At 69.6% G+C, this 11,331-nt stretch carries 13 protein-coding genes; 5 read left to right on the top strand and 8 right to left on the bottom strand.

Annotation, left to right across the window (positions count from 1 at the left end; translation table 11 throughout):
- Positions 1-233: 233 nt before the first annotated feature.
- Positions 234-866 carry a TetR/AcrR family transcriptional regulator gene (locus QH290_RS09235; protein ID WP_425301570.1) on the bottom strand — a complete coding sequence of 211 codons (633 nt, stop codon included), beginning with the start codon at positions 864-866 and terminating at the stop codon, positions 234-236.
- A 231-nt stretch (positions 867-1,097) separates the two neighbouring features.
- Between QH290_RS09235 and QH290_RS09230 the strand changes: the two genes are divergently transcribed.
- Positions 1,098-2,405: a DUF7159 family protein gene (locus tag QH290_RS09230; protein ID WP_280382559.1), complete on the top strand. Its 1,308-nt coding sequence runs from the start codon at positions 1,098-1,100 to the stop codon at positions 2,403-2,405.
- 4 nt (positions 2,406-2,409) lie between these two features.
- On the opposite strand, the gene bcp is transcribed toward QH290_RS09230, so the two are convergent.
- Positions 2,410-2,880 (bottom strand): thioredoxin-dependent thiol peroxidase, encoded by a 471-nt coding sequence (gene bcp, locus QH290_RS09225; protein ID WP_280263308.1) that lies wholly within the window; start codon positions 2,878-2,880, stop codon positions 2,410-2,412.
- Between the two features lie 110 nt (positions 2,881-2,990).
- Here bcp and QH290_RS09220 point away from each other — a divergent pair, with 110 nt between their 5' ends.
- Positions 2,991-3,215: a DUF3618 domain-containing protein gene (locus tag QH290_RS09220; protein WP_280263305.1), complete on the top strand. Its 225-nt coding sequence runs from the start codon at positions 2,991-2,993 to the stop codon at positions 3,213-3,215.
- Between the two features lie 63 nt (positions 3,216-3,278).
- On the opposite strand, the gene QH290_RS09215 is transcribed toward QH290_RS09220, so the two are convergent.
- Both QH290_RS09215 and QH290_RS09210 read right to left on the bottom strand, forming a co-directional pair.
- Positions 3,279-3,569, bottom strand: a complete 291-nt coding sequence (locus tag QH290_RS09215; RefSeq protein WP_342213208.1) for an excalibur calcium-binding domain-containing protein — start codon at positions 3,567-3,569, stop codon at positions 3,279-3,281.
- Between the two features lie 160 nt (positions 3,570-3,729).
- Positions 3,730-4,707 (bottom strand): pirin family protein, encoded by a 978-nt coding sequence (locus tag QH290_RS09210; protein WP_280382561.1) that lies wholly within the window; start codon positions 4,705-4,707, stop codon positions 3,730-3,732.
- 60 nt (positions 4,708-4,767) lie between these two features.
- On the opposite strand from QH290_RS09210, the gene QH290_RS09205 reads away from it, so the two are divergent.
- Complete coding sequence (locus QH290_RS09205) at positions 4,768-5,235, top strand: MarR family winged helix-turn-helix transcriptional regulator (RefSeq protein WP_280263300.1); 468 nt, start codon at positions 4,768-4,770, stop codon at positions 5,233-5,235.
- A gap of 21 nt (positions 5,236-5,256) precedes the next feature.
- On the opposite strand, the gene QH290_RS09200 is transcribed toward QH290_RS09205, so the two are convergent.
- From QH290_RS09200 to QH290_RS09185, 4 genes are read right to left on the bottom strand one after another with little or no spacing between them, the layout of a single operon-like run.
- On the bottom strand, positions 5,257-6,297 hold the full coding sequence (locus QH290_RS09200) for a crotonase/enoyl-CoA hydratase family protein (RefSeq protein WP_280263298.1): 1,041 nt from the start codon (positions 6,295-6,297) through the stop codon (positions 5,257-5,259).
- Positions 6,298-6,330: 33 nt separating this feature from the next.
- On the bottom strand, positions 6,331-6,654 hold the full coding sequence (locus QH290_RS09195; protein WP_280263296.1) for a hypothetical protein: 324 nt from the start codon (positions 6,652-6,654) through the stop codon (positions 6,331-6,333).
- 36 nt (positions 6,655-6,690) lie between these two features.
- A complete protein-coding gene (locus tag QH290_RS09190) occupies positions 6,691-7,152 on the bottom strand; it encodes a MarR family winged helix-turn-helix transcriptional regulator (protein WP_280382558.1) in 462 nt (153 codons plus the stop codon).
- A 40-nt stretch (positions 7,153-7,192) separates the two neighbouring features.
- Positions 7,193-7,840 (bottom strand): TetR/AcrR family transcriptional regulator, encoded by a 648-nt coding sequence (locus tag QH290_RS09185; protein WP_280263291.1) that lies wholly within the window; start codon positions 7,838-7,840, stop codon positions 7,193-7,195.
- A gap of 364 nt (positions 7,841-8,204) precedes the next feature.
- Between QH290_RS09185 and QH290_RS09180 the strand changes: the two genes are divergently transcribed.
- Positions 8,205-9,752: a DEAD/DEAH box helicase gene (locus tag QH290_RS09180; RefSeq protein ID WP_280263289.1), complete on the top strand. Its 1,548-nt coding sequence runs from the start codon at positions 8,205-8,207 to the stop codon at positions 9,750-9,752.
- Between the two features lie 136 nt (positions 9,753-9,888).
- Positions 9,889-11,310 (top strand): alpha/beta hydrolase family protein, encoded by a 1,422-nt coding sequence (locus QH290_RS09175; protein ID WP_280263286.1) that lies wholly within the window; start codon positions 9,889-9,891, stop codon positions 11,308-11,310.
- Positions 11,311-11,331: the final 21 nt, after the last annotated feature.

Below are 11,331 nucleotides of genomic sequence, written 5' to 3'. Positions count from 1 at the left end.
TAGTATACCTGCTTGCTACTCCTGTTAGTCTCCCTGGTTGCTACCGCTGTTCGGTTCCCTGGATTCTACAGCTGATCCTTTCCCTGCATGCTCCAGCTCTTAGTATCCCGGCATGCTCCAGCTGTTCCTATCCCGGCATGCTCCAGCTGTTCCTATCCCGGGCTGCTCCAGCTATTTGTATCCCCGGCATGCTCCAGCTATTTGTATCCCCGGCATGCTTTTGGCCGGGGCCCTCAGGCTCCCGGGTCCCGCTGGCCGCCCGTCCGCGATTCCTTCTCCGCGACCAAGAGATACGCCACCATCAGGCGCTTGAGTTCGGTGACCGCGGCGTCGTGGCTGAGCCCGTCCTGCACCGAGAAATTCATCATCGAATACACCATGTGCACCAGCACCTGCGCCATCATCGAGCGGCGGGCGCGGGGGGTGCGCGGCATCAGCGGGCGCAGCATCTGCTGCACCACCTCGGCGAATTCCTTCTCGTGGATGACGCCGGTGGCCCGCGTGGAGGGCGTGGACTGCATGGCCAGCCATACCTCGCGCCGCGACGGATCGGTCATCCACAGGTCGGCCAGGTGGTCGACGAATTTGTTCATATGCCGCAGCCAGTCCATCGACGGGATCTCGCCGTGGAAATCGGCCAGCTCCCGCGACACCGCCACCAGATCCTGGCGATTGAGCTCGCACACGATGACGTATTTGTTGGCGAAGAACTGATACAGCGTGCCGATCGGCACCTCCGCGCGACCCGCGACCTCCTCGCAGGTGAACGATTCGAAACCGACCTCGACCAGCAATTCCCGGGAGGCCTGCAGCAGGGCGTCGAACTTGCGTTTGCTGCGCTCCTGGGTCGGGCGCCGTCGCGGCATCAGTTCCTGCGGGTCGTCCTGCAACTCCAATGCGGGGTCCGGACGACGGTTCGACCTCGATGCCGTGCGCGCTTCCACCACCTCCCCAGGCTAGCGGTAGCGACACGCGGATGACACGCGGCGGCGCCGACTGTGTCCGGTTTGGTCGTCACTCATAACCCATCCACGTCCGATGTGGTGACGAACACATAACCAAGTATGGCGTACCTCGATATGTCGGAAGGCTGATCAGTGGTAGCTCGATCTGTGGTGACATTCGGCGTTTCCACCGAGCGCGGCGCCGTCCAGGCGGTGGCGCTCCTCGCCGACGCGGACAATCTGCCCGAGCGGATACTGCATCATCGGACGCAGCAGATTCGCGGCGACGGCAAACCGGATCTGGCGCGGGCGGTGGAAACCGCGCTGGACGACCTGGCCGCCGAGATCGGCGCGGACTACGAGGACGCCGGGGCGGCGGTGACCTATCGCGATGCGGCCGAGCGCCGCGCGATCGTCACCGGGCTGGCGTCCGGGCCGTGGCGCACGGCGTCACTGGTCTCCGCCAAGTCCGCGCATCTGGCACTGGCCCGGGCGATGACCTGGGTGGCCGAATTCGATCACCTGGTGATCTGCGACGTGGTGCCCGGCTATCAGGGCTTCTCGCTGATCTCCCCCGATCGCGACCGCGTGATGGCGGGCTTCACCACGGCGGGCGGCACGATCTCGAAGGAGACGATGCGCCCGGCGGTCACGGCCGCGTGGGATCAGTTCGACGCCGCCGGGGTCCGCCCGGACGCGGTCGTGCTGATCGGTTCCGCGGCCGGTGATCCCGCGGTCTCGTCCGCGCTCGGAACGGGATTCGGCGCCTCCGTGGTCCCGTGCAAGGTGGCGGCGGCCGGAGCGGCGATCGGCGCCGCCCTGGTGGTGCAGCCGGAGACGCAGGACGCCGCGCCGGGTGAGCAGGCGCGGCGCACCCGCGGCACGACGGCCGTCTTCGCGGCGGCGAGCGTACTGGCGGGCGGGCTGGTGGTCGGCGGTGTCTATCAGGTCGCCGGGAAGTCGCGAACGGACTCCGCGACGACGTTGACCAATGCGCAGCGCTCCGCCGAGACGCAGCGGACGTACCCGATCGGGGATCCCGCGGACCGGCCGGGCCTCGTGGCCGAGACGGAGGCGGGGTCCGGCGAGACGCCCGCCGCGGCGGAACCGGATGCCGCGACCGGCGACGCGCCCACCGAGATCGTCACCATCGATCCCGCGACGGTGCGCTGGGGGCAGCCGGAGTCCGAGCGGCTCGGGGCGCGGCAGTTCGATTCCGCCCCTGGCGATTCCGGGGCCGCGCGGCCGCTGGAACCGCATTCCGAGGCGGAACCGGTCCCGGCCGCGCAGTCGTCGGTGATCCCCGCCCCCACCGTGCCCGTGGGCGCGCCGAACGGGTCGATGCTGTTCCCGGGCGAGGCCGCGCCGCCGCCGGTCGGCACGGCCGAATTCGGCCCGTGGTGGGACAATCACTGGCGGATGATGGTGCAGTGGGCGGCGCAGCTGATGCCCCGCGCCTGACAGGCTAGACCGACAGATCGCGGCGCAGCTTGGCCACGTGGCCGGTCGCGCGCACGTTGTACTGGGCCAGCTCGATCCTGCCCTGCTCGTCGACCAGGAAGGTGGAGCGGATCACGCCGGTGATCTTCTTGCCGTACATCATCTTCTCGCCGTAGGCGCCCCACGCGGTGAGGACCTCGCGCTCGGGGTCCGACAGCAGCGGGAAGGTGAGCTTCTCGTTGTCGCGGAACTTGGCCAGCTTCGCGGGCTTGTCGGGGGAGATGCCGATGACCTCGAGCCCGGCGCCGCTGAGTTCGGCCAGATTGTCGCGGAAGTCGCAGGCCTGCTTGGTGCAGCCCGGCGTGCTGGCGGCCGGGTAGAAGTACACGATCACCTTCCGGCCGCGGTAGTCGGCGAGGGACACCTCCTTGCCGTCGGCATCGGGAAGTGTGAACTCCGGCGCGGTGTCGCCGGGACTGAGTCGGTTCTCGGTCATTCCAAGCACGGTAATCGACGGCGACGACATCGGCGACGACCACCGGGCGGCGGATAGACTCGACCACTAGCGACGCACGCCCACCGACGACAGAACTTCAGGAGATGAACGTGGCTAAGGGTACCGAGGACATCGAGCGGGAGATCGAAGCCGCGCGCAACCGGCTTGCGAACACACTCGACGAACTCGCGGTGCGGGCCGATCCGCAGCGGATCGCCGACAACACCAAGAACGCGGTGGTCGCGAAGGTCAACGAGCCCAAGGTCAAATACAGCCTGATCGGCGGCGGCGTGCTGATCCTGCTACTGGTGCTGCTGAGGATCTTCCGCCGCTGAGCGTGAATACAGAACACCCGGTGTGGCGTTGCGCCGCACCGGGTGTCGCTGTTCGTGGACCGGTCAGACGGTCGGGCAGGCCATTCCGGTGCCGTCGGGGTCCAGGTGGGGGGAGTAGCCGGGCTCGCCGCGGAACAGCGGCGCACGGCCCGCGGCCCGGGCCTCGTCGCAGTTCTTGAACGTGCCGCCCGCCGAACCGGTCTGGGCCAGACCGGCCGAACCGGTGGCCCCGATGGCATCGTCGATGCCCGAGGAGCCGGTACCGGCCGAGCCGGAGGGGACGTAATCTGCGTGAGCCGGTGCGGACAGCGTGATCGGGGCTGCGAGGGTGATCAAGCCCGCGCCGGCGGTCACGATTAGCCTGCGAACGTTCATGTATTCCTCGATGTCTACTGGGTTGACTACGACGGTCCGGCCGCACTCCCCGCGGTGGCAGGGCCGGGACGCGCCGAGTCTACTGTTCTGATGCCCGGCCCGGTTGTCAACCGGGCGGCCGAGAGCCGCGCACGACGCCCTATTCGCCCAGGCGCTTCCCGGACAGGTGCTCGGCCGGGATGCGGCCCATCCGCCCGGCCTCGAAATCCTCGATGGCCTCGATGATTTCGTGCCGGGAGTTCATCACGAACGGCCCGTACTGCACGACGGGTTCGCGGATCGGCTCGCCGCCGAGCAGCAGCACCTCCATATCACCGGAGGGTGTGTGCTGGTGATCGTCGGCGGTCACGGTGATCGCGTCGCCCGGACCGAACACCGCGAGCTGCCCCTCGCCCAGCGGGCGGCCCTCCGCCCCGGCGGTCCCGCTGCCCGACAGCACGTAGGCCATGGCCGAGAACCGTTGCGGCCACGGCGTTTCCAGGCGGCCGCCGGGGCTGATCGAGGCGTGGGCGTAGGCGATCGGGGTATAGGTCGATCCCGGCCCGGCGAATCCGCCGACATCCCCGGCGATGAGGCGCAGCAGCGCCCCGCCGTCGTGCGAACTCACCAGCGTCAGTTCGCTCGCCCGCAGATCCTGGTAGCGCGGCGGCGCCATCTTCTGCGCGCGCGGCAGGTTCACCCACAGCTGGATGCCGTGGAACAGCCCGCCGGAGATCACCAGCTCCTCGGCGGGGAGTTCGTCGTGCAGGATGCCGGATCCGGCCGTCATCCACTGCGTGTCGCCCTCGGCGATGACGCCGCCGCCGTCGTTGGAGTCGTGGTGGACCATGGTGCCGTCGAGCATGTAGGTGACGGTCTCGAAGCCGCGGTGCGGATGCCACGGTGCGCCCTTGGCCTCGTACGGCTCGTAGGCCACCGGGCCCATCTGGTCGAGCAGGATGAACGGATCGGCGGAGCGCAGGTCCACGCTGGGAAACGGGCGGCGCACTTCGAACCCCGCGCCTTCGAGCTGGGGGTGGGCGGTGGTGACGGAGCGGACCGGCCGCTGCCGCGCGGCGGCGTCGGGACGCGGCAGCCGCGGCAGCACCAGGATGTTGTCGACGGTGACGGCGGGCATCGGGACCTCCTCGAACGGGTTGGTGTCCATGTCAACCAAATCGCGGCTAGGATCATTCCCATGGTGCGGTGGCTCGGCGAACAGGAGCAGCGGACGTGGTCGGCCTACATCCGGATGCGGCAGCGGCTGGATGCGGCGATGGCGGCCGGGCTCGCCCGCGACGGGCTGTCGATGTCCGACTACGAGATCCTGGTGGCGCTGTCGGCGGCGCCCGGCGGCCGCCTGCGGGCCAAGGAACTGGCCGCGGAGATCTGCTGGGACAAGAGCCGGTTGTCGAAGCACCTGGCGCGCATGGACAAGCGGGGCCTGGTCTCGCGCACCCCGGCGGCCGACGATGCGCGGGGGATCCTGGTGCGGTTGACGGGTGCGGGTCGCCGGGCGCTGGAACAGGCCGCGCCCCATCACGTGGAGCTGGTGCGGCGCTTGTTCATCGATGACATGACCGAAGACGAAGCCAAAGCCGTGCGGTCCCTGGCGGACCGGGTGGTGGCTGCGGCTGAGCGCACCACGGATATCGACCTCGGCTGACCCTCCGGAAATGCGAGGGGCCTATTCCGTTGTCTCCGAACCCTTCTCGAACTGTGCTCGTTTCCAGTCGCCGAAGGGTTCGTCTCGTTCGCGGACGGCCTCGCGGAAACCGGTGGTGGCGGAGCGCAATTGGAAGGCGTAGCCCTCGCGGGTGTGGCGGGAGACGCCGTCGAACACGGTGCTGACCATGCCCGAATTCGCCACGCCCTGCGCCAGCAGCGAACTGTTGAGCGCCAGCTTCGCCATGATCAGCTGGTTGATCGGCACCTGCGAAATGCGGTGCAGCAGTTGCTCGGTGCGCTCGTCGAGCTCCTCGGCGGGGCAGGATTCGACGGCGAGGCCCCACTGCTCCGCCTGCTTGCCGGTCAGGCAGTCGCCGGTGAACAGCAGCCGCTTGGCGCGCTGATCGCCGAGCCGGTGCGCCCACATGCCCGCGGCCGGAATGCCCCACACCCGCGTGGGCGGGTAGCCGATCTTGGTGTCGTCGGCGCAGATGATCTGGTCGGCGAACAGCGCGATATCGGTGCCACCGGCGATGGCGAAGCCGTGCAGTTTCGCCACCGTCGGCTTGTTCGCGTGCAGCAGGCTGGAGAAGCCGCGGTTGAACCGGCTCATCATCTGGTAGTCGACCATGGGATCCCAAGTGCCCCAGGGGTTGTGGTTGGCGGCCTGGACCGCCGGGTCGAGCACGGTGCCCTCGGTGGGCTGTGCCGATGCGGCGGGACCGAAGCCGCCCTCGGCGAAGATCGACAGATCGTAGCCGCCGCAGAAGCCCTTGCCGCGCCCGGACACCACCATGACGTGCACCCGCGGGTCCAGATCCGCGCGCTCGACGGCATGCGCCAGCTCGATCGGCGTGTCCGCGGTGATCGCGTTGCCGCGCTCGGGGCGGTCGAAGGTGATCCGCGCGATTCGCCCGGTCACCTCGTAGGTCAGTGTGCGATAGGCGATATCGGCGTCCGGCTCGGGACGTCCCGCGAAGGGCGAATCGTCGCCGGCGGTCGCGTCCTCGCGCCACGCCGCCGGGCGGGTGCCGGAATGGTGCTCGTAGTCGGGGGCCACACCAAGAAGTGAACCCCTATTCATTTCTTGCTGTCAAGAGTCCCCGGTCCACGGTTTGACCGGTGGCTTCACCCACAGGATCTTCTCGTCGAGGTGATCGCGTTGGGCCGCAGGGTGATTCGGGTGCCGGGCGGCCCAGGTGTCCTTCTCGTCGAGCAGCCGCGCGACCAGTGCCCAGGTCTCGTCGGTGCTCGGCGGGTTGGTGTCCGCGGCGCGGGCGAGTTTGCGCCGCGCGGCCGCGGGCAGCGCCAGCAGTTCACCGCCGGTGATACCGCGCTGCCAGACGTAGGCGGCCAGGCGGCGGGCCTTCTCGGCGCGGCCCTTGGAGGCGTGATCGGTATGTGCGTAATCGGTCATGGGGAACTCGGTATCGCGCTGGGGGTGGCGTCGAGCCTAGCGGCTCACCGCGGCGCGGGCCGCGCCCCGCCGGGGCGTCACCATCCCGGCGAGGGCCTCGCGCAGGCCGGACGCCCGCTGCTCGCCGAGCCCGGCCACCCAGCGCGCGGTGAACTCGGCCGCCGCGGCCTCGGTGGCGCGGGCGGCGGCCCGGCCGCGATCGGTCAGGGTGATCAATCGGGCGCGGGCGTCGTGCGGATGCGGATTCCGTTGCGCGTAGCCCCGCAGCACCAGATCTTCCACCAACTGGCTCGCGGCCTGCTTGGTGACACCGAGATGCGCGGCGATCTCGCCGACCGTGGCGCCCCCGGCCGCCATGCGCGCGAAGGCGAACCCGTGGGCAGGCCGCACATCGGCGAATCCGGCCGCCGCGACCCCGGCCCGCAGGGCGTCGGTGACGTCCGCGGCGGCCGCCAGCAGCAGCGTCGGCAGGTCCGGGGGCGGGGTGGGATTGGGCATGCAGGCATCTTGGCATCCGAGACCCCGTGGGCGCCGCAGGTCAGGCGATGCCGCCGCGGACGAATGTGGTGATCTCACCGCAGATGTCGTCGAGGGTGAGCGCGCGCTCCGCGTCCCCGTCGCCGCGGGCGAGTTCCTGCGCGAGCGAGTTCACCGCCCCGATGACCGCGATGGCGAACAGGCTGTAGTCGCGCGGCCGGGCGGCGCCGCGCAGCACCGCCCGCTCGGCCTCGCGCTGCAGCAGCGCGCCCATGCGCGCGCGCCATCCCTCGCGCCACTGTTCGACGACGGTGCTGACCCCGACCACCTCGATGTAGCAGACCCGCGCGGACTGCGGCGTCCGGCAGGTCACCGCCAGGTAGGCGCGGAAGCCGCGGGCGATTCGCTCGGCGGTCGGGAGTTCGGCGCTCTCGCCGAGGCTGGCCAGGGCGGCGGCGGCCGCCTGCCCGGTGATGTGGTCGGCGAGGGCGATCAGCAGGTTCTCCCGACTGCCCATCTCCTCGTAGAAGCTACGCGTGGAAATGCTTGCCGCGGAACATAATTGCTCGATACTCGTGGCTGTGAATCCCTGGGTTCCGTACAGTTCCAGCGCTGCCTGCAGCAAACGCGCCCGCCGTTGCCCGGCTCGCTCCTCGGCGGTGCGACCGCCGTAGTGGCGCCTGGCCTTGGCGCTGTCCTTCGTAGCCACCGGCGCGAGATTACTCGAGCGCCGGAGACCGGGTCAAACTGTGATGCACACCACCTATGTCGCCAGGTCGCGGGTGGCTTCGCGGGGGCGAAAAGGCCCGGGGGCGGCCGGAATTCACCCCGGAGGTCCGCCGAGTGCCCGGGCCGGATCTGCCGCGGAGTCCGAGATCACGTGCGGGCGACGACGAGCAGCGGCCACCGCTGGGTTACAGTGGTGGACGGTGAGTAGCGATCTTGCTTACTCTGCTCCGTCGTGGATGTCTTCGTCTCGCGTCGGCCACCCAGCGGTCACCACCCTGCGGGCGAGAGCCCCCCGCACGCCGCTGCGGTTCAACCCTGATGCTCGAAAGGCACCCTGACCTCTCATGACGACTCGTTCATCGAGCCCTGCCACGTCCTTCGCCGCCCTCGGCGTGCGCAAGCGGCTGGCCGACACCCTCACCGCGAACGGCATCACCGCGCCGTTCCCCATCCAGGCCGCCACCCTGCCCGACACCCTCGCGGGCCGCGATGTGCTGGCCCGCGGCAAGACCGGCAGCGGCAAGACGCTGGCCTTCGCCATCCCCATGGTCGACCGCCTCGCCGACGGTCCGCGCAGCCGCCCGGGTCGTCCGGTCGGCCTGATCCTCGCTCCCACACGGGAACTCGCCACGCAGATCGCCGCCGCCCTCGAACCCCTGGCGGCCGCCGCGTCGCTGCACGTGACGACGATCTTCGGCGGTGTCCCGCAGAACCGCCAGGTGCGGGCGCTGAAGGCGGGTGCCGACATCGTGGTCGCCTGCCCCGGACGCCTGGAGGACCTGATGCAGCAGGGCCTCGTCGCGCTGGACGCGGTGCGGATCACCGTGCTCGACGAGGCGGACCACATGGCCGATCTCGGCTTCCTGCCCGGCGTCACCCGGATCCTCGCCGCGACGCCCGCGGGCGGGCAGCGGCTGCTGTTCTCCGCCACCCTGGACAACGGGGTCAACAAGCTCGTGCAGCGCTTCCTGCGGAATCCGCTGTCGCACAGCGTCGATGAGGCGACCTCTCCCGTTCCGGCAATGACCCACCACGTGTTCGAGATCGGGCAGGCCGAGGCCAAGCGCGAACTCGTGCACACCCTGGCGTCCGGCACCGGCCGCCGAATCCTGTTCATGCGCACCAAACATCACGCGCGCCGACTCGCCAAACAGCTGACCACGGCGGGGATTCCGGCGATCGACCTGCACGGCAACCTGTCGCAGGCGGCGCGCGACCGCAATCTGGCCGCCTTCGCCGACGGCACCGCCCGGGTGCTCGTCGCCACCGATATCGCCGCGCGCGGCGTGCACGTCGACGACGTGGAACTGGTCGTCCATGTCGACCCGCCCGCCGAGCACAAGGCATACCTGCACCGTTCGGGCCGCACGGCCCGCGCGGGCAGCGCCGGGGACGTGGTCACCGTCGTGCTGCCCGATCAGCGCAAGGATGTGGCGGCGCTGCTGCGCAAGGCCGGTCTGAACGTCACGCCCGAGCGGGTCACCGCGAACTCGGCCGCGGTGACGGCGCTGGTGGGTACCGTGGCGCCGCTCGTCACGCCCCGAACCCCCGCCGCCGCACCGAAATCCGAGCCGCGGAAACAGCCCGCCCAGCGCGAAGGGAGGCCGGGCGCACCCGGTCGTAAGGCGCGCGGCAACGGCCGGGCGCCGGGCAGGTCGAGCGCGCGAGGGCAGGGCGGCGCATCGAGCACGGGGGTGAAGACCGTGGATGGTAGCCGCGGCGATCGGCGCCGTGCCGAGCGGGCCGCGGACGATACGGCATCGCGGACCAGGGGGAGTCGTCGGTCTTCGAGCCGTCAGCAAGCGACGGGCTCCTCGAACGGGCGCACCGCGCACCGCGATGCCGCGTCGGCCGGAAACCGTTCACACGCCGGGACGGGAATACTTTCGTGAATATCCCTCGGATTAAATCGAATAGCGAGCAGAAATCTCTTCTGATCGGAATCTTTCGGTTAAGGTAGCCACGGCATAGCTACATTGCCTTCGATGATCTCGCCTCGCCCCACTCGTATCGCCGAGAGGAGCAGAAATGACGACAGCTTCGAAGCAGCGCGGCACCGCGACGGCCGACGCGGGCCCGATTCGCGATATCACCGAGCAGTGCGATCCACCGGCGGCACCCGATCCGCTCATGGTGGCATCGGTGGCCCTCGCCGAGGCGGCGGTCGAGGCGCGGCGCGCGTCGGCGACGATCTCCGCCGGGCTGGCGAGCCTGTGGTCGCCCGCGTCGCTTGCCGACCCGATCGCCGCGGGCCACGCGGCGATCGGCACGATGAAGGCCCTGACCGTCGGTAACCTGGGCTATTCGCCGTGCGGCGGGGTGCTCGGCGGGGCCCTGCGGGCGGTGGAGGTGCTGGGTCGGCGGCGGCCGCTGAGCGTCGGTCTGGCGGTCGAGTCGTTCCGGATTCGGCTGCGGGCCGCCACGGCGCAGAATCCCGATCTCGGCGCCCCGGACGTACAGAATCTGATCTCCTCGATCACGGCCGCCAATCCGGTGGGGACGGTGCTCGCGCTCCGCTCCATGATCGGCAGGCTCGGCGTTACCCGCGCGCTGACCGTGCTGGCGCCGGTATCGATCGAGCTGTTCGCCATGGGCGGTTTGCTGGACACCAACCCGTGGAACGATGACGTCGCCTGGGTGGTTCTGATGGGCGGTACGCCCCGCGCGGATCCGGTGGTCGGATTGCCGGTGAAGGTGCTCGCCATGGTGAACCGGGGCGAGGGCCGGGCCTACCGGGTGGAACCCGATCGAATTCTGCGGGTGGCGATGCAGCGTAATCAGGGCAACGACATTGTCGACTACGTCAGCAATATCGCCGCCATGGGAAATCACGGATTGGTGCAGCTGCGGCGAATCCGGTGCCGCGACAACGTCGTCCGCCACGTCGTGTTGCTGCCCGGTACCTCGTTCGCGCGGCTGTCCAACGCCACCCCGCAGGATGTCGTGGGCTGTTTCGACAATCTGGTGCACACCGACACCACCTACACCCGCTCCGTGGGCAAGCTGCTGGCCGACGCCGCGGTCCCGGAGGGCTCGGAGGTCATGCTCATCGGGCACAGCCTCGGCGGGATCACCGCCGTCAATCTGGCGTGCGATCCGGAACTGGCCTCGATGTACCGGCTGACCCACGTGGTGACGGTCGGTTCGCCGATCGACAACAAGCGCACCGCCGATCCGGCGACGAAGGTGATCAGCCTGGTCAACGAATACGATGTGATCCCCTGCCTGGACGGCCGCGGCCCGGCGTGCCCGGTGGAGGTGCCCGGCAGCTGGTCCGAATTCACCTGGCGCGACGAGACGTACGACTTTCCGCTCAGTCACGCGCCGCAGACCTACGCGGCGACGCTGCGCAGCATAGTTCCCGAGATCCGCGAGCAGGCCAACGCCCTGATATCGACCTACGACGGCGATGTCATGGCGGACTGGACGTACGCGGTACGCGACAAATAGGTCTCGCCGGTAGCTCCCGTC

Origin of the sequence: Nocardia wallacei (assembly GCF_029869545.1) — a bacterium.
Taxonomy (GTDB): domain Bacteria; phylum Actinomycetota; class Actinomycetes; order Mycobacteriales; family Mycobacteriaceae; genus Nocardia; species Nocardia wallacei_A.
This window is presented reverse-complemented; position numbering and strand designations above follow the sequence as displayed.

Bases quoted from the DNA above. Each gene is read 5' to 3' on its own strand.
- QH290_RS09235 (WP_425301570.1), bottom strand. From the start codon at position 866: ATGCCGCGACGGCGCCCGACCCAGGAGCGCAGCAAACGCAAGTTCGAC.
- bcp (WP_280263308.1), bottom strand. From the start codon at position 2,880: ATGACCGAGAACCGACTCAGTCCCGGCGACACCGCGCCGGAGTTCACA.
- QH290_RS09210 (WP_280382561.1), bottom strand. From the start codon at position 4,707: ATGCCCGCCGTCACCGTCGACAACATCCTGGTGCTGCCGCGGCTGCCG.
- QH290_RS09205 (WP_280263300.1), top strand. From the start codon at position 4,768: ATGGTGCGGTGGCTCGGCGAACAGGAGCAGCGGACGTGGTCGGCCTAC.
- QH290_RS09195 (WP_280263296.1), bottom strand. From the start codon at position 6,654: ATGACCGATTACGCACATACCGATCACGCCTCCAAGGGCCGCGCCGAG.
- QH290_RS09190 (WP_280382558.1), bottom strand. From the start codon at position 7,152: ATGCCCAATCCCACCCCGCCCCCGGACCTGCCGACGCTGCTGCTGGCG.
- QH290_RS09180 (WP_280263289.1), top strand. From the start codon at position 8,205: ATGACGACTCGTTCATCGAGCCCTGCCACGTCCTTCGCCGCCCTCGGC.
- QH290_RS09175 (WP_280263286.1), top strand. From the start codon at position 9,889: ATGACGACAGCTTCGAAGCAGCGCGGCACCGCGACGGCCGACGCGGGC.